This is a genomic window from Parablautia sp. Marseille-Q6255 (assembly GCF_951230155.1).
Classification (GTDB): Bacteria; Bacillota; Clostridia; order Lachnospirales; family Lachnospiraceae; genus Choladousia.
Map to the genome: position 1 here is coordinate 161,470 of NZ_CATNVD010000003.1, position 18,038 is coordinate 179,507.

Genomic DNA, 18,038 nt, shown 5'->3' on the forward strand with positions numbered 1-18,038 from the left:
CCGGAATACCGGCGGTACCACCCTCATTAACAGCCTGCGCTGTTCTCTTCCTTACTCTGTTAACGCCAGAATACGCTGCAGCTTCCTGCAGATGCTCCAAAGCCGGTTCGTCCCTGCTGCCCAAGACCTCGCACCACCCGGTCTCTCTCTGAAAAGCGCTCCTGGACTACTATTCTTCTTCATCGCTGAGTTATTGCCATTGTAAAAGAGACAGAAGGATTTGTCAAGACAGAGATTTTCGATCCATCCATTTGCAAAAAAGAACAGCCGCCGCTGTGCTTGCCGCCGTTGCCACGATCCCGGGACCGACGATCGCCGCAGGATTGACGCTTCCGTACTGCGCCCGGTAGGCGATGACATTGACCGGGATCAGCTGCAAAGAAGAGATATTTAAGATCAGGAAGGTGCACATTTCGTTGCTTGCCACTCCTGCGCTCATGGCGCGCCCGCACCCTTTTTGTCTGCGCTCTTCTTCCAGCTGCGCCAGCGCCTCCATCGCCTTTAATCCCGCCGGAGTCGCCGCCCATCCCAGTCCGAGAATGTTCGCAACGCAGTTCATCGTAATATGCTCATTCGCCGGATGCTCCTTTGGTATGTTTGGAAACAGAAAACGGATAAACGGACGGATCTTCCTGGAAACCGCCTGCACAAGCCCCGCCTCACTGGCGATCTCCATAAGCCCCATCCAAAGCCCCATCACGCCCAGCATGGTAATGCAAAGCGTCACTGCCTCTCTGGCAGAATCCAGCACCGCATCTGATACCGCACTGACATTTCCGGTCAGAGTCCCCCACACTACGCCTGCCAGTATCATACCTCCCCAGATATAATTCATCCGATAGCCCCCGATCCTTCTCCTGGCTTTCTTCTATTTTATTCCGTCCTCCTTCACATAATACCCATCCTTTTGAAAAACTCCCGGACTCTTTACCGTGATCTCCTCCCCCGTAAATGGCTGATAAAAATGCAGCGTCTCTGCGTGGAGCGCCATCCGCCCGGAAGGCTCCCCGCCTGCGTACAGCGGATCATTCCTTAATGGACACCCGATCGACGCCAGATGCACCCGGATCTGATGCATCCGCCCCGTGTCGATCCGTACCCGGATCAGCGCTCCGTGATCGGACTGCTCTATGACCTGATACCTCGTCACGGCAGCCTTTCCCGATGCATCGACCCGCATTTTTCTTCTGTCATCGGGATCCGGACCGATCGGCTTTTCGATCCTTCCTTCTTTTTGCTCAGGGATCCTCTGCGTAACTGCAAGATACGTTTTATAAAATTGTCCCGCTTCTCTTTGCCGCTCCAGGCGGGTAGCGGCTGCTCTGTTTTTCACAGCCAGCACAAGTCCCGAGGTATCCTTATCAAGCCTCCCCATGATGCGTATGACAGAGTCCTCCTGCTTTTCCTGCAGATAGGCAAGCAGACGGTTTGCCAGTGTATCGTCATAATGACCTCCGGCCGGATGTGTGACAAGCCCTGCCGGCTTATCCATAACGATCACATCCGCATCCTCATAAACAACAGTAAGCGCTTTGCGGACCGCTACCAGATGAACGGAGGCCTCCTTTTCTTCCAGGAGCGCCTCGATCCGGTCCCCCGCTTTAACCCGGTAAGTCACCCTTCTCGGGACCTGGTTGACGCAGATCCCTCCCTCTCGAAACTTTGCGCGGCTGATCTCCTTACGCGATAAATGCAGCCGGGTCCGCAGCACCTGCTCCAGCGTCTTTCCCTCATCCTCCCCGCCTGCCACACAGCTTACTCTTTTCTCCATCCTTTCCCACCTCCTGCAGCCTGTCTTTGCATTTTTTCTGTTTTCTGCGCCTTTCCATCGCTTTTTGCTCCAGTCTACCATGCGGCTCCTCCTTCCCGCAAGCTCTTTTCATCTCTGCCTTCGCCTGCGCTTCCTTTGGGTCTCCTTCTTCCTGCCTGCTGCGCCGGCGCAGATACCCTCTGCCGCTTTTCTCCCGTGATTTTCGACTTTCACAGACGCTTCTCTGCTTGATTTCTCCATACGCTGCGTCTATAATGTTTTGTAGTATCAGCATCCAGTTACGCATAACTGTAGTAAAACGCCAAAAGGGGGAGTTCTGCTATGTCTATGGAGGATTACAAAAAAGCCTGCCGAATGGGCAAAAGAGATTATCAGATGCGCCTGCTGCGCGGTGAGCGTCCTACGCTCGAGGTTCTTGACAGTATTCTTCCTCCCAATGAAGGAGGATCGATCGTCCCGCTCGGCCTTGTGCAGATTCCGATCGACCAGATCGTCGGTACGCGTTACGAAGGAAGAAGCAATGCTTTTTCCGGCAGCTTTATGCCGATTCTTGATGAAAGGACAGAGTTTGCCAGAAAATGGGCGAATCTGAGCTCTGCACATGAAGACGAGGGCATCCGCGATCCGATCAAAGCGTACGAATATATGAACCGTTTCTATGTAGAAGAGGGAAATAAACGCGTCAGCGTCATGAAATATTATCAGGCGATCTCAATCCCTGGAAACGTCATCCGCATCATGCCCAAACGGACAGACGAAAAAGAAAACAAAATCTACTATGAATTTGTAGATTTCTATAACCTTTCCAAAATCAATTATATCTGGTTCTCGAAAGAGGGAAGCTTTCTGAAGCTTCAGAAGGCAGTCGGAAAAAAGGCCGGAGAAAGCTGGACCGATGACGAAAAGATCAATTTCAGCTCTACCTACTCCCGCTTTACGTCCGCCTTTGAAGCAAACGGCGGAAAGAAGCTGAAGATTACGCCCGGGGACGCCTTTTTGTCCTTTATCACTCTCTACGGCTATCGAAACCTGGGCGAAAAGACCACCACGCAGATCAAGGAGCTCGTGATCAGAAGCTGGGAGGAGTTCCGGCTCCTGGAAAACGAGCAGGAGATCGATCTGCAGATGAATCCGCCCTCTGACAAAAAACCGCTGTTTGCCCGCATCCTTCCCGCCGGTGCGTCCAGACCAGCCAAACTGAAGGTAGCGTTTATTTACGAAAAAACAGCTGCCTCCTCGGCATGGACCTATGCACACGAGCTGGGACGGCTTCATCTGAACCAGACCTTCCCGGACGAGTTAACAACCGTATGCTATGACAATATCTCGGCAAACCTGATCGAAGAATGTCTGGAAGCGGCGATCGCCAACGGCTGCAATCTGATCTTTACGACCACCCCGGTCTTTGCCCCGGCCAGTGTAAAGGCAGCGATCGCACATCCAAATGTGCGCATCCTGAACTGTTCTCTGAACACCTCGCACCGCTATATCCGCACGTACTACGCCCGGATGCACGAAGCAAAATTCCTGATGGGTGCGATCGCAGGCGCTATGGCGGAAAATGACCGCGTGATGTACATTGAGGATTATCCGCTTTTCGGAAGCATCGCGAACATCAACGCCTTTGCCCTGGGTGCCCGGATGATCAATCCCCGCGTGCAGGTATTTCTGGAATGGTCCTCCAAAAAGAACACGAATCTCGATGACGATCTCCGGCTTGTCCAGCCATCGTGTATCTCTGCCAGAGATATGGTGATCCCGGAAGACGCCTCGCGCTACTTCGGTCTGTACCATATGGCAGACGGACGGCCGCACAATCTGGCTATGCCGCTGTGCCACTGGGGTAAATTTTATGAGCAGCTGATCCGCACGATCATAAATGGCTCCTGGAAGCAGGACAGCCCTTCCAACAAAGCGATCAACTACTGGTGGGGCATGTCCTCCGGCGTTGTCGACGTGATCTGCTCACAGAACCTTCCGCTTGGCACACAGCGTCTTGTTGAGCTTTTAAAACACACCATCTGTTCCGGATCCTTTAATCCATTCTCCGGTGCGATCCACGCACAGACAGGCATCGTCAGGGGGAACCCGGACGGTTCACTCTCTCCCGAGGAGATCGTGAAGATGAACTGGCTCGCAGAAAATGTCATCGGAGAGATCCCCGGACCAGAGCAGATCCTGGATCACGCAGCGCCTGTCGTCCTGCAGCAGGGTATACAGACGCTCGATCCGTAACACGGTATACGAAAGCAAGAGGTAAAACAATATGCGCATTATGGCAATCGCAGACGAAGAATCCGCCTACTTATGGGATCATTACGACAGGAAGAAAATGGAGGGGATCGATCTTATCATCTCCTGCGGGGATCTTCATCCAAACTACCTTTCCTTCCTCACGACCATGACCTCCATCCCGGTCCTCTATATCCATGGAAATCATGATGAAAAATATCTGAGGACCCCGCCGGAAGGCTGTACCTGCATTGACGACTCTATCTACGTATACGAGGGGATCCGCATCCTCGGTCTGGGCGGTTCGATGCGCTACCGTCCGGGAGGCTTTCAGTATACGGAACAGGAAATGCGCCGCCGCGTCCGCAAGCTGTGGTTCCAGATCCTTCTCCACCGCGGTTTTGATATTCTCGTGACCCATGCCCCGGCATATCAGCTGAACGACGGCCGCGACCTGACCCATCAAGGGCACTGAAAAACTTCCATTTCTTCTTAAGTGGAAGTTTTTCTTTTCTATTATTTTCAAATCTTTACTTAGGAAAATCATAAAAAGCTATGGTTTACTCCATAGCCAGCTCTTCTAATCTTACTATTCGTTTTACATTTGCTGTAAATGCCGTAAAATACATTTGCAGATGCATAGCAAATAAACCTCTCGAATCTGCTTTACGCAAACCGTGAGCTTCCTTTAGTTCTCCATTCTTTTCTTCTATCCTGTGCCGAATCTTCATTCGCTCCTGAAAATATTCGCTTTCTTCAAATTTAAGCCTTTCAAGATTTTTCTCACTTGCTTGCGTGATACTGTAGCTTCTTGTTTTAGCGTTTGATCTTCCTACACGGCATTTTTCTCTTTGGGGGCATTTCCGACACGTTACTTTGCTAAATATATATCTTAAATAAGTATTCCCATTTTTTGCCGTTCTTTTTTCTACACGCGTGGAAAGCTCTCCGGCAGGACACTGCAGCATCCCAGCATCTTTATTAAAGCAGAAACCTTCCTCAAGGTTCCCGTTTGCTGCAGCAGCTACTGCTGTATTGGTCCTGGCAATCAATGTAATCTCTTTTCCGCAGACTTCCAGATTGTCATCACTGACATATGCCATATCGCCTATAACTTCTGTAACTTTTATTCCATTTTCCTTCGCGTTTTCTATCAGTTTTGGTAATTCCTGCCCATCTGGTGCTCCTCCATCTGTTACAGTGATCCCCGCAATGAGACGTTCTTCAGTCATCGCAAGATGATTCTTATATCCATAGAACGTACTGGTTGCCGTTTTATGTCCAAACCGTGCATCTTTATCATCTTTGGATCGGATCTCTTTGAGCCGCTCATCTTCTAGTAGTTCTTTCATTTCATGAGAAAGTTTCTGTATCTTTTTATTTCCACAGGATTTTATTCCTTCCTCCAGAACCTGGAGTAGTTCCTTAGTATAGGCAATTTCTTCATCCAGCCCTGCTTCCAAAGAGGGTTTTTCAGGAAATCGCTCTGATAATTCAAAAGCTGTTTTATAAACCTCTTTCCGAAGTTGTTTGCTCATATCCCGCAGAATCTGCGTTGGAGATTTTGCCCGGACAGAAGCAATTGTATGGGTGGAATCAACGATAATGGTTCCCGATTTGATCAGGTTTTTATCCAAAGCCTGTTGAATGGTTTCTTTTAACATTTCTTCCAGAATATCTTCTGTAATACGAGTTTTTCTGAATTTTGTGAGAAGACTGGGATCTATCATTTTTGCTTCTGGTTCCAGATCAAGGAAAAATTTATATGCCATGTCCGTCTGGGCGCTGCTAATCAGGGCTTCGTCAGAAAGATCGTACAGCTTTTTCAGGAAAAGTAGTTTAAACATCATTTCTGGTTCCTTTGCTGGGCGACCGAAATTTTCACAATATTGCTTACGAAGCATTGGATTTACAAAGCTGAAGTCTATATTTTCTTTAATTCTACGCAAAAGATGATCTGCGGGAATGATCGCATCATAAAGCCCCTGATAAGGTGACAATGATAATTGTAACTGCGAATGATCTTTTAACATGATAGGTCCTCCTTCCTTATATTTCTATTATAATGGAAATAATAAAAAAGCCCAATTCTTTTTTAGAATCAGACTTTTTCAGTGCCCTTGACCCATCAGGGCTTTCAGGAGTTTATCCGTCTGATGGAAAAGTACAAGCCAAAATATTTTCTCCACGGACACGTACATATGTCGTACGGGGGAGCGCACAAACGCTGCGACAAATATCAGTCCACCACTGTGATCAATGCGTACGAACGGTTTGTTTTCGACTATGAGGCAGCCGTGCCGAGCCCCCTCCGCTACGGTATTCCTGTCCCGGCGCCAGACGAAGCCTAACAGATTTTTTATCACACAAAAGTTCTGTAATCAAAAAGAGCTGCCTCAGCGCAGATGATACCTCATCTTGTGCACTGCGGCAGCTCCTTTATATAGCGGATGATCTATAATATTCTATGATGTTAAACTTTCGTCAGGAGCGAACCTTCACTTTTGCTGTACTGCTGTATGCCCCGTACAGGTTCTTTCCACCGCTTGCTGCATAAGCGCGGAGCTGGAAATAATACGTCTTTCCTTTTGCCAGTCTGGTAATCGTAGCTGTCTTTGCCTTCGCCTTCGCGACTGTCACCATTTTCACATTCTTCTTGAAAGACTTATCCGTGGAATAACGGATCTGATATCCCTTTACCTTCGGGACTGCTTTCCATTTCAAAACAGCCTTCCCCGGCTTCTGACTTTTCACAGAGGTAAGCTTCGCCTTTTGCGGCACGACTGTAACCGTGCATGCATACGTCTTTCCGGCACAGGAGGCTGTGATCTTTGCCTTTCCTGCTTTCTTTCCCAGCACCTTTCCTTTCGATACCGATGCAACGTCCGGTTTGCTGCTCTTCCATGTGACCTTGCCGGAAACACCGTTTAGTTTGAGCGTCGTCTTACCGCCGACAGCGATCGTCGCTTTTGTCTTATTGAGCTTACCTGTCTGAGAGGATCCCAATACCTTTACCTTAGCGGTCTTACTGTAATCTCCATAAATCCGCTTCCCGTCTGCCGTACAGTAGGAACGTACCTGAAAATAGTACGTTTTCCCCTTCGTCAGATTCTTGATCGTTTTCTTTACCTTACTGTTCCCGCTGACTCTGACTGTTTTGACATCGCTTTTAAAGGACTTGCTTCTGGAATACCGGATCTCATAGCCGTCCGCCTGCGCATCCTTCTTCCACTCAAGCGTTGCCCAGCCTGCCTTGCTGCTCTTTGCATCCGTGATCTTCACCCTGGAAAGCTCCGGCTTCGTATCCTGCGGCTTCTGCGGCTTATCTGGTTGCGGCTTTGACGGAGTTGTCGGCTTATTGTCCCCTGTCGTTCCTCCTGTATTGCCGCCCGATGTTCCGCCCGAACCGGTGCTGCCGCCTGTGTATCGATTCTTTCCCAGAAGAAATGTATAGTTTGCCACATCATTTGCAAACTCCGGATCCTTCGGCGCCGCCGTGATATGAACGTAATATTTCCCCTTCTTTGCCGGCACACTTTTTCCGCTTACCTCTGTCCGATCGGACTTTGTCACACTGGAAAGTACTTTTCCATTTTCATCGCACAGCACCGCCGTCACCGCGTCACCGGAATCTATCGCAGATGACGAAAAGTGCGGATACAGGTCATAATCCGAATTTGTCTCAAATAAAAACCAGTCTTCATCCTGAAGTCCGTATACGATCGTTCCGGATATTGCATCCGAACCATATCGATCGATCTTCTGTGCCTGCGATAAAGTATTATTCCACTCTTTTTCTCCATTTACGTCATTTGGAACCCATGTGGTATTTACTGTAACCGCATATTCAGAAACTTTTCCTGCGCCGCAGTCCAGAGAAATATAATATCTGCCTGCGCCCAGGTCCATTGAATTAAAACTGCCGTTTCCTTCTGTGACAACCTGCGGATCACCCTTCTCATTTGCCTTATAAAATTTGCATGCGTAGTTGGAAGTCCCCAAAGGACGGTCTGTCTCAACGCTGACAGCTACTCCTGACGGCTGCGACAGCGAAAAGGTATACCAGTCCTTATCATTGTCTCCGTCTGCCTTGCCGAAACACGTACGGCCAAATGTCAGAGACATTGCCTGTGTGAACGAACCGTTCGGCTCCCGTTCCTGTTCTATTGCTGCCTGTGCCTCTCCCGCTCCTGCTGTCCATGCCAGTCCAAGCGCAAGAATAAGCATCCCTGCTCCGTTTTTCATACGTTTCAGGATTTTTTTCCTTTGTTTCATAACCGTTCCCTCCTTGCCTGTTTTCTATACAGCTTCATATTACCAGAAACCCCCTGCGGTTTCCAGCGTTTTCCACTATTTGCCGCATTTTTTCAGGCCTTCTCCCTCTTGTATCTCTTCTTTCCCCGATGTTTTTGTACGTCCTTCCGGTTCCGCCTTTCCTGCACGGATCGTCTTTGCGATCAGATAGCGCGGCCGTCCTTTTACTTCCTCATAAATCTTCGCGATATAGTACCCGATGATACCAAGACTGATCATGATGACGCTTCCGATGATCAGGATCAGGAGGATCACCGTCGTAAAGCCCTCGATCGCATGTCCGCTGAAATACCTGATCAGCGTCTGGATACCCAGCACGATCCCGAACAGGAACACGCAAAGCCCTGCGACTGTCACGAACTGCATCGGCACGGTCGAAAATGCGACAATATTCTTGACCGCATACTGCACGAGCGACCAGGTCGACCACTTGGACTCCCCTTCCGTGCGCTCCTGTACATCAAATTCTACCGTCGTCTTATGAAAGCCGATCCAGGAGGACAGCGCCCGGAAAAATACGCTGCGCTCCGGCATTGTCAGAAGCGCGTCTACTGCCCTGCGATCGAGCAGCTTAAAGTCCGATGCCCGCGTCATGTCGATCTTTACTGCTCCGGAGATGATCCGATAAAACAGCCCCGCACTGGCGCGATGAAGCGCGCTCTCCCGTCCGCGCGTCCGCTTCACACCCTCAACTACCTCATACCCCTGCTCCCACAGGCGGTACATCTCGACAAGCGCCTGAGGCGGATGCTGCAGATCACAGTCCATGACTGCACAGCAATCTCCTGACGCATTGGCAAGACCTGCCAGCATGGCTGACTCCTTCCCGAAATTCCTTGAAAAATTTATGCCTGTTATATGATGATCCGTCTGTGCCGCACGCTCGATCGCCTCCCACGTCGCATCCTTTGATCCGTCATTTACAAATACGAGTTCGTAGGGAATGGATGCCTGTGCAAGGATCGCACCCACCGTATCCGCAGCCTTCTGTATCATTTTCTCTTCGTTGTAAGCCGGTAATATCACTGAAAGCATGCCCTGTTCTTGTTCCTCCTATTTTTCGTCAGATCTTCCTTTTGTCTGCTCCAGCCGGTAATCTCCGTATGCTCCGAGGTCCATCAGCACGATACTGTGGCTCGTTCTGCGCTGGCTGACCGGGATCATCTGCATATAGTCTCCATAAAGGTAGGTCAGATATTTGTCATATTCTTTTGGGACAGGGAACTGATAACCCTCAAAATCTACATACACTGCCTCATCCAGCCACTTCGCCGGAAAAGCGCCGCGCTTTAGGTTCCGTCCCATTCCATCATACAGATACTCTGTTTTTCTGTTTTTAAAAAACTCCAGCGACCGGTTCTGCGCCCAGAGCGCCAGCGGCATCGGGATCAGATATTTTACATGATCGACGATCTTGCAGATGATCGGATGCGCGCCGCCCCCTTTGATATCTGTGTCGCCCCACTTGTTAAACACGATGGAGCGCGTCAGCATCGTCGCCATCAGATGAAGCTTCTGCGACCATTTATGCTGCCCGGTCCGGTCATGCGAGAGCACGTCAAAGAAGATCCCGTTGTGCATATCCATAAAATGCCCGGTAAATTCCGTTGCAAACATCGTATTATTGATCCGCAGCTTGGTAAATGGATTATAATTGCCTTTTTCTGTGTGCGGAAGCTGCAAAAAAATATTGTCCGGCAGCTCCTCCTGCACTACGCGCTGAAACTTGTCATAATCCTCCCGCAGCATCATCACATCCGCATCGTCATCCCACGGAATAAATCCGTGATGGCGGATCGCCCCCAGCAGTGTGCCTCCGGCAAGAAAATACTTAATATCATGCTTTTTACAGATGCGGTCGATCTCCAGCAGATAGCCCAGCAGGATCTTCTGGACCCTGTCAAGCTTTCCAAGGTACGTATTGTCAAAAATAAATACATCTCCCGTCTGCATCAGACTCTTTACAAGAATGATCATACCGTCCTCAAGCGATACCTTCGGCTCAAAACCGTAATGACGGATCAGCTGCGTATTCAGCCAGATCGCCTCTCCTGATCGCTCCTGTTCAGGCATACTCCTGAGTGTGATGCGGCATTTTTCCGGAAAGTTATTATAGAGGATCATCGCCAGCTCTCCCACGGAAGCATCCGAGGAAAGCCCCGAAACATTAAATATCTTGTGCTCCGGCGTCCCTGTGAGCACGAACTGGATCGCGGTCAGCACATCATGGATACTGATATAAGAGCAGCGCTCCTGCGACAGCACAAGCTCCACCGGCTCTTCCTTTACTGTCTTTTCTGCCAGCCGGAGAACCGGATGCTCCATCATGGGGATACCCGCGCCATAGATCAGCCCTGTGCGCAGGATATTATAGGGAACCTTTTTTTCCTGAAGCGTTTCTGTAAATCTGCGCTCAATCGCCTGAAGGAAATACTGCGCCTCGTAGCCGTCCGCGCACGGGTCGGTCTTTCCTGATTCATATTCGGAGGCTGCAAAACCATAGCCGAGTCTTCCGTATATACGTCCGTCTGACAAGAGCAGCACACGCCGGCAGGAAAGCTTCGCGACCGCTGCCAGAAGCGCATCGAGCTTTCTCAGATACGCCATACCCTCCAGCACACCCGGGATCTTCCGGCAGCAAAACCCGGTAAGTATCACGTAGTCCGCCTGCTCCGGCAAAAAAGCCTCCTCCGAATACAGCTGCCCCATCTCCCAGGAGCCGTCGGTCAGATCTGCCTCGCCCACACAGATCCCTGCCTTGGCGCTGTCATTCCACGCCAAAAAGGACCATGCCACCGCCTTATTAAGCTCCGGCTGCGCGCCCAGCAGCAGAACCTTCGCCCCCTTTAGTTTCGCTGCAGATATCAGCTCCGAGCGCACGGGCGCCTGCGCCCAGTCCAGTTCAAATTCGTTCAAATAATCTCGCAGTAACATATTCTATCCTTACTTCCTTATCAACGCCTGCACTTTTTTTGTATCTGTCACAATCTGTATCGGTGAGAGGGGAGAGTGTTCCTCCTGCGCCGCACACTTCCCCGGAAGATTGTACGCCTCCCCCGGTTTTCCGTATAGCAGCACCTGCATGGCCGCCTCGACCGTCCGCATCCCGTCCGGATGCTCCGGCATACGGGCGACCGCAATATGCACGCCTTCCTCGACTGCCAGACGGTGCACCAGATTTTCCGCAATGCGCAGCCCGGAAGCTCTCCGGTCTGCGGCGGCAGTATGACAGGCATAGCCCAGCTCATGCTCCTCTCTTGGCTTCCGGGTCCCAAAGCACGTTCCGTATACGCAGGATCCGCTCATAAAGAGCGCTCCTGCCGGACGTCCTGACGCTGCAAGCTCCAGCGCTGCGCCGGGAGAGCCCGTCTCATCTGCGAACAGTATCACGTAATCCTCCGGCGTGATCTCTTCCGCCTCCTGCAGCACGGTAAATGTATGTCCGGGCTGCTCTGCCGCCTCAGTCAGCTCCTGCAAAAAGCTCCCTGCGGATCCTTTTTCCAGCCCGAACAGCAGGATCCGCTTTCCCGCCAGGGCATCCCGCAGCTCCTTTGACAGGCGCTCATCTCTCTCAAGCTTCTGTGTCATATGATTTCCTTTCCCGGTGCGTTTCCTCATCCATATACCGCATCAGCCGCTCAAACATCTCCGGCAGATCTGTCTGGGCCTTCCATCCAAGCGCATTTAGCTTCTCTGAATTGACGAGCATACGTGATGTCGGCGCATAGCCGAATGTATTCGCATCCTCAGGAATATCGAATACGAGCTTTGTATTGCCGCCCGGATGTCCGTCGATCAGCATCTGCGCCATCTCCCGGATCGAGCAGAAGGTCTCCTGATTGGAAATATTGTACGCCTCTCCGGGTGTACCGCGAAGGAGCACCGTCAAAAGCCCCAGCACCGCATCTGCCGTATAGCAGTAGCAGTGTGCCTTACTGCCATCCGTATGGAGCACAATATCACTTCCTTCCATAATACTGCGGGCAAACTGCGCAAACACACGGTTTTCAGTTTTTGCGATCCCTGCGCCAAACGTCTGCGCCAGGCGGGCGGTGCATACAGGCACCTGATACTCGTGCGCATATGCGCCGCACAGCCCCTCCGCCATACGCTTTCCTTCAGAATAGCTGCTGCGCACCTGGAGCGGATCAATGTATCCGTAATCCGTCTCCCTGACATTATAGTGCTGCTCATCTACCACGCCGTACGCTTCCATGGACGAAAGATATACCATGCCGGACACCTGCTTCTTTTTTGCCAGCTCCAGCACATGCTCCGTCCCTTTGAGCGTAGTGAGGATCGTCTCGACCGGACGGTTGACAAAATCTTTCGAAGCTGTGACACTTGCTGTATGGAAAATATAATCTACGTTACCCTCATACCGGATCGGCAGATTGACATCCCCAGACACGATCTCCAGCCCGCTTCCAAGATACGATGCAAACTGTGTCTTTGCTTTTTCCTCATTTCTGACAAATGCGAGCACCCGGATGCCAAGTCCTCTTATCTGTGACGCGCACACGAGGCTGCGCGCGAGCAGACTGCCGATCAGCCCGGTCGCTCCTGTGATCAGAATACTCCTGCCGGCAAGCTTTTCCCAGTCGATCTGCTCTGACGCAGCGATCTGCTCCAGATCCTGCTGCAGCACTGAATTTTGTTCCCAGATCTTATTTTTCATTTTCCGTCTTCCCCTGTCTCTTATAGCGGTTCATCTTTGCTGCCAGACGGTCCGTCAGTCCGAAACCAAACGCCTGCTCATTTTCCTTATACTGTAAAAGCGCACGGAACATATACACATCCTCCGGCGTTGTCACCTTGATATTCCCACGGTTGCCGATCACCATATGCGGCTGTCTGCCAAGCGCACGGTAGATCGTGCAGGCATCCACCATATTTTCGTAGCGGGTCGGCATATTTCGGATCATCTCATGCGCCTCTATGATGTCCTTCAGATAAAAGCTCTGCGGCGCCTGCGCCGTGTAGCTCTCCTTTCTGAGCGGCATCTCATCTACAGTACATCCATCCCTGCTCACCAGCACAGTCTCATAGCACAGCGTGGAGGTGATCGCACTGCCGTACTTTTTCACACTTTCGATGTTGTCACTGATGACTCCATACCCGACGACCGGTCGCACGCCATCATGGATCAGCACCACAGAATCCTCCGGATTTTCCTGCGCTGCCCTTGAAAGCGCATGATAGATCGAATCCTGCGCAGTCTCTCCGCCTTCCACGACTGCCGCCAGCTTATCAATGCGGTAATCGACTGCCAGCTGCTGCGCATACCGGATATAGTCCGCATTCATTGCCAGATAGATCCGGTCAATCTCCTCATGCTCCTGAAAAAGCTGAAGCGTATGGATCAGGATCGGCTTTCCATTGATCTCCAGAAACTGCTTCGGCACTCCTGCCCCCATACGCACGCCGCTTCCTCCGGCAAAAATGATCGCAATATTCATATATGGCCTCCTTTTCTTTCTGATACGCTGCCATCCCGGCACATCCGCACGCTGCAGCGTATCCTCTATACAGCCCTTATTATCTGCTTTTCCGGCTGCGCGCTCCGCCAGCTGTCTGCGTCACTGCAAAAGCCCGGCAAGCTTCAGTATCCGCTTTGTGGCATGCCCGTCGCACGCGCCGACATACTCCCTGCGAAAGGCGCTGATCTCTTCCTTATGCTCATCTGCCCATATCCAGGATCCGCACAGCGCCTTTTTAAGCTCCTGCTGCGTACACGCCAGAGGAAACGGGATCTGTCTGTAATCCAGGTAGAACCCTCTTCCGGCTTCGTACTCCTGCAGATCCGGTGCAAAGAGGACTGCCGGTTTTTCGTACAGCAGATAGTCAAACAAAACAGAGGAGTAATCTGTCACCAGCACATCAGCGACCGGCAGAAGCTCCTCTGTCGGAAGCTCGCAGTTTGAGACAGCTCCATGAGCGTCCACATGCGGATGCGCTTTCACGATCAAATACCACGCTTCGCCAAGCTCCTGCACTGCACTGCGCATTTCCTCCAGGCCTTCCAGACGGGGCATCGCTGCATTTCCGCGAAAGGTCGGCGCCCACAGCACGATCCGTTTTCCTTTTGCCTGCGGATACCTGCTGTAAAACCGCTCTTTGCAGCTTTCCTTCCATTCTTTATCAAAATAATAATCCGTCCTGCTCACCCCGGTCGCACAGATCCGCTCTGGCGCAAGACGCAGCGCACGTGCATGAACCGGTACGCAGACCTCTGCGCTCAATGTGAGGTACGAATAATTTCCAAACATATCGCCTTTATAATTCTTCGGTATGTCCTGCCCTGTATCATACGCGATCTTTTTCATCAGACCGCAGGAATGCCACAGCTGGACAACGGTTGTCCCGGAGCGCTTTTTGCAGGAAGCGACAGGCAGATAATAATCGCAGATAAACACGTACTGTGCCGTCGCATACTGCTTCATAAAGCGCAGGAGATACCTCGCCAGCGCGACAGACGACAGGCTGCCAAAATCACAGACAAACAGCTCCGTCCGGCATTTTCCCTGACGTTCCAGTTCACAGACCTCCTCATACATGCGCCGCATGGAAAACGGCATCTGCGTATGGTGGGCGTCCGCAAAGATCACTGACCCCTCCCGGATGGGCGCATGGCGAAAGCAGGCATAGACAACAGGAAGCAGGACATTTTGCAGAAACATTTTTATATACTGTCTGATACGGAACATACGGTCTCCTTCCTGCTTCGCGCTTCTTCCTGATACCTTCTCGCATCCTCGTAGATGCGGCGGCAATTTTCCTGATCGCTGTAAGCAAAAAACGCATCCTGACGCGCACGGTATACTTCTTTTAAAGAACATCCACGGCGCATATAATCACACAGCGTATCTACCAGTACATCCAGCGTCGCACAGATCTCGCCAAAGCCCTGCTTTTCATAATCAAAACCGCCGTCACCATAATGCGGCGGCAGCTCCTTCGGATGAAAATATACAACCGGCTTTCTCATATATGCAAAATCAAACTGGACGCCGGAATAATCCGTCACCATCAGACTTGACTGTGTCAGGATCGTTTCATAATCTGTATCAAGCGCCGTGCAGATCTTTACACCTTCCGGCTCCCGGAAGTCCTTTTTCTGCGCGCTGATCACCGGATGCAGCAGATAAATGATCCTGTACCCGCACTCCTTCGCACACGCCCGAAGCTTCTCATTATCCAGCAGCGACTGAAACAGCTGGAAATACTGCGTATTGCGAAACTCGGGATTGTACCCCCGCGCCTCTCCCATGACAGACTGGACCGCCAGATATGCGCGCCACGTCGGCGTGATCAGGATCTGCCTGCGGTCGTCATTGACCAGCCCGTCATACCGGGGGATCCCGGTAAGCCGCAGCGTCTCCGGCGCATAATCATACGCAGGTCTGGAAAGGTTCTCAATCTCACAGGAGGACGCACAGTAATAGCGCTTATTATTATTGACTGCCCGATTGGAATCTGCACTGAGATCCTGCACCGAAAGCCCGTGCTGAATACACGTATTGACGGCGCGCAGACGGTCCTGCACAAAGCGGATCTCCCAGTTATTAAACCCGCAAAACGAGTTTACCCCGCTGTGTGTCCCAAATACCATAGAAGCAAACAGATACGCAAGTCTTTGTTTTTTGCTGCGGTATGCAGCCGGATGATACCCCTGCCCCTGCAGCCTGCGGTAATCCGGCGCATCCCCACGGATCACATAGACCGGAATAATGTCTGACTCTGTGCGGCTGCACAGATATTTATAAAAATATTCTCCGCAGTCGCCGCCCTTATACAGCTTATCAAATGTGATCCAGATATTTTTTTTCATATAGGCCGGATAGGCTAGCCAGTACTGACAGCGCATCAGAAACATTTTTCTGGAACCGTTTTCTGCACACAGGATCTCTCCAAGAAACCCAAGCTCCTGCCTGATACGCCGGCCATATCCGGCGCGCCGGATGCGAAGCGCGTATGGCGCCGCGCCGTTTTTTGCGGGCTCCCCAGAAGCGTGCAGGCTCCTGTCATCTGCCCATGTCACGAGATATACGCACCTGCCTGTGCCAAAGCTCCACCAGCACTTTTTCAAGTCACTGTGCAGCCTTGCCTGGTAATTTGCTGCCAGTATCGGAAGACGCCGTTCTTCCCCATCGGGTGCGCGCCATATAAACTTCAGGATATTATCCGCCGACAGCTCTCTGATGCAGATCTCTGATGCAAAAGCCACCCGCCCGGAAAATACCTCTTTCCCGGCCACGGCCTGCGCGCGTCTTTCGGACCAGTGCACCGGAACATCTGCGCCGTTGATCCGGACTGACAGCGTCCCTCTCTTCAGAAGCTGCCCGTCTGCATTTCCATCTATGCGCAGCAGCCCGCCTTCATACTCCAATATATCTATGCTGACACAGCCCGCAGCAGCCGCTTCACTCATACCTTGATCTTCAGCTCCTTTTTGATATCCGTGATCGCGGCGGTGATCACCTTGTCCATATCATAATACTGATACGTCCCGAGCCGCCCGCCAAAAATAACGTTCTTTTCCTTATCCGCAAGCTCCCGGTATCTCGCATACAATGCATTATTTTTTTCATCATTTACCGGATAATACGGCTCACTGCCCGGCTGCCACTCCGTCGAGTATTCTCTGGAAATGATCGTGAAATCCTTTGGAGCCTCCCGCTCTGCTTCCGGTTCAAAATGCTTATGCTCAATGATCCTCGTATACGGGACCTCCCGGTCTGTATAGTTCACAACGGCATTGCCCTGATAGTTCTCCTCCGGGATACGCTCTGTCTCAAAACGCACCGTGCGGTATTCCAGATGACCGTAGCAATAATCAAAGTATTCATCGATCATACCGGAGTAAATGACCTTTTCAAACATATCGGGATGCTCTTTGCGGTACGCAAAGAAATCCGTATCCAGCATGACATCTGTATTTTCCAGAAGACGCTCCACAAGCTTTGTGTATCCGCCGATCGGGATCCCCTGATACCGATCGTTAAAGTAATTATTGTCATACGTAAACCGCAGCGGCAGGCGTTTGATGATAAATGCCGGAAGATCCTTGCAGTCACGCCCCCACTGCTTCTCCGTATAGCCCTTGATCAGCTTCTCATAAACGTCTGTCCCGACTAAGGACAGCGCCTGCTCCTCCAGATTTTTCGGTTCTGTAATATGCAGATCCGCGATCTGGGAAGCAATCTTTTCTTTTACCTCCTTCGGGGTGCGCACGTTCCAGAGCCGACTAAAGGTGTTCATATTAAAGGGAAGATTGTACAGCTCATCCTTATACACCGCCACCGGAGCGTTGATGTAGTTATTAAACTCTGCCAGGCGGTTCACGTATTTCCACAGCTTCGGATCGCTCGTGTGGAAAATATGCGCGCCGTACCGATGTACCTGGATGCCATCCACATCCTCTGTATAGACATTGCCCCCGATGTGGCTTCGCTTGTCGATCACCAGACAGCGCTTGCCCCGCTTTGTCAGCTCCTTCGCACAGACTGCCCCGTACAGTCCTGCGCCCACGATCAGATAATCGTATTTTTTTCCTTCTCTGCGCAGCTTTTCCCTGTGCTCGCGCTTCTTTTCCTTCGTAAGACGCTCCTGCTCCGCCTGATACGTCTCACAGATCTCCTGCGCGTCTCCGATCATCCGTATCTCTCCGTGATCCAGCCAGACGGCCTTTTCACACAGATTCTTCACTGCTTCGATATTA

General features: G+C 51.2%; 14 protein-coding genes, 2 pseudogenes and 1 other annotated feature (1 of these 17 running past the window's edge). Of the genes and pseudogenes, 3 read left to right on the plus strand and 13 right to left on the minus strand.

Annotated features, from left to right (window positions below):
* Positions 1–192: a binding site (T-box leader), on the minus strand; it reaches 8 nt to the left of the window's first position.
* 31 nt (positions 193–223) lie between these two features.
* From QOX44_RS04250 to QOX44_RS04260, 3 genes are read right to left on the minus strand one after another with little or no spacing between them, the layout of a single operon-like run.
* Entirely contained in the window at positions 224–835 is a 612-nt protein-coding gene (locus QOX44_RS04250) for a nucleoside recognition protein (RefSeq protein WP_283681499.1), read from the minus strand.
* A gap of 33 nt (positions 836–868) precedes the next feature.
* Positions 869–1,771 carry an RluA family pseudouridine synthase gene (locus tag QOX44_RS04255; protein ID WP_283681501.1) on the minus strand — a complete coding sequence of 301 codons (903 nt, stop codon included), beginning with the start codon at positions 1,769–1,771 and terminating at the stop codon, positions 869–871.
* Positions 1,731–2,057, minus strand: coding sequence for a hypothetical protein (locus QOX44_RS04260; protein ID WP_283681503.1), 327 nt, complete (start codon positions 2,055–2,057; stop codon positions 1,731–1,733). The genes QOX44_RS04255 and QOX44_RS04260 overlap by 41 nt, the downstream gene beginning before the upstream one ends.
* 35 nt (positions 2,058–2,092) lie before the next feature.
* Here QOX44_RS04260 and QOX44_RS04265 point away from each other — a divergent pair, with 35 nt between their 5' ends.
* Both QOX44_RS04265 and QOX44_RS04270 read left to right on the plus strand, forming a co-directional pair.
* Complete coding sequence (locus QOX44_RS04265) at positions 2,093–4,006, plus strand: BMP family ABC transporter substrate-binding protein (protein WP_283681505.1); 1,914 nt, start codon at positions 2,093–2,095, stop codon at positions 4,004–4,006.
* A 31-nt stretch (positions 4,007–4,037) separates the two neighbouring features.
* Positions 4,038–4,472 (plus strand): annotated as a pseudogene (locus QOX44_RS04270) (metallophosphoesterase family protein); the annotation flags it as partial.
* 91 nt (positions 4,473–4,563) lie between these two features.
* Here QOX44_RS04270 and QOX44_RS04275 read toward each other — a convergent pair.
* Positions 4,564–6,036: an IS1182 family transposase gene (locus tag QOX44_RS04275; RefSeq protein ID WP_009263863.1), complete on the minus strand. Its 1,473-nt coding sequence runs from the start codon at positions 6,034–6,036 to the stop codon at positions 4,564–4,566.
* 87 nt (positions 6,037–6,123) lie between these two features.
* On the opposite strand from QOX44_RS04275, the pseudogene QOX44_RS04280 reads away from it, so the two are divergent.
* A pseudogene (locus QOX44_RS04280) lies at positions 6,124–6,354 on the plus strand (hypothetical protein); the annotation flags it as partial.
* Between the two features lie 133 nt (positions 6,355–6,487).
* Here the strand turns inward: QOX44_RS04280 and QOX44_RS04285 are convergent.
* From QOX44_RS04285 to glf, 9 genes are all read right to left on the minus strand, one after another.
* Positions 6,488–8,278 (minus strand): fibronectin type III domain-containing protein, encoded by a 1,791-nt coding sequence (locus QOX44_RS04285; RefSeq protein ID WP_283681507.1) that lies wholly within the window; start codon positions 8,276–8,278, stop codon positions 6,488–6,490.
* Between the two features lie 75 nt (positions 8,279–8,353).
* Positions 8,354–9,352, minus strand: coding sequence for a glycosyltransferase family 2 protein (locus tag QOX44_RS04290; RefSeq protein WP_283681509.1), 999 nt, complete (start codon positions 9,350–9,352; stop codon positions 8,354–8,356).
* An 18-nt stretch (positions 9,353–9,370) separates the two neighbouring features.
* Positions 9,371–11,251 carry a LicD family protein gene (locus tag QOX44_RS04295; protein ID WP_283681511.1) on the minus strand — a complete coding sequence of 627 codons (1,881 nt, stop codon included), beginning with the start codon at positions 11,249–11,251 and terminating at the stop codon, positions 9,371–9,373.
* Positions 11,252–11,260: 9 nt separating this feature from the next.
* Positions 11,261–11,905 (minus strand): hypothetical protein, encoded by a 645-nt coding sequence (locus QOX44_RS04300; RefSeq protein WP_283681512.1) that lies wholly within the window; start codon positions 11,903–11,905, stop codon positions 11,261–11,263.
* Positions 11,889–12,995, minus strand: a complete 1,107-nt coding sequence (locus QOX44_RS04305; protein ID WP_283681514.1) for an NAD-dependent epimerase/dehydratase family protein — start codon at positions 12,993–12,995, stop codon at positions 11,889–11,891. Before QOX44_RS04305 ends, QOX44_RS04300 begins: the two co-directional genes overlap by 17 nt.
* The gene (locus QOX44_RS04310; RefSeq protein WP_283681515.1) at positions 12,985–13,776 is read right to left on the minus strand and encodes an IspD/TarI family cytidylyltransferase; all 792 of its coding nucleotides are present in this window, start codon (positions 13,774–13,776) and stop codon (positions 12,985–12,987) included. Before QOX44_RS04310 ends, QOX44_RS04305 begins: the two co-directional genes overlap by 11 nt.
* Positions 13,777–13,896: 120 nt before the next feature.
* Entirely contained in the window at positions 13,897–15,024 is a 1,128-nt protein-coding gene (locus QOX44_RS04315) for a CDP-glycerol glycerophosphotransferase family protein (RefSeq protein WP_283681518.1), read from the minus strand.
* Positions 15,000–16,748, minus strand: coding sequence for a CDP-glycerol glycerophosphotransferase family protein (locus QOX44_RS04320; RefSeq protein WP_283681520.1), 1,749 nt, complete (start codon positions 16,746–16,748; stop codon positions 15,000–15,002). The genes QOX44_RS04315 and QOX44_RS04320 overlap by 25 nt, the downstream gene beginning before the upstream one ends.
* Positions 16,745–17,884 carry a UDP-galactopyranose mutase gene (gene glf, locus QOX44_RS18190; RefSeq protein WP_283681613.1) on the minus strand — a complete coding sequence of 380 codons (1,140 nt, stop codon included), beginning with the start codon at positions 17,882–17,884 and terminating at the stop codon, positions 16,745–16,747. Before glf ends, QOX44_RS04320 begins: the two co-directional genes overlap by 4 nt.
* Positions 17,885–18,038 lie beyond the last annotated feature (154 nt).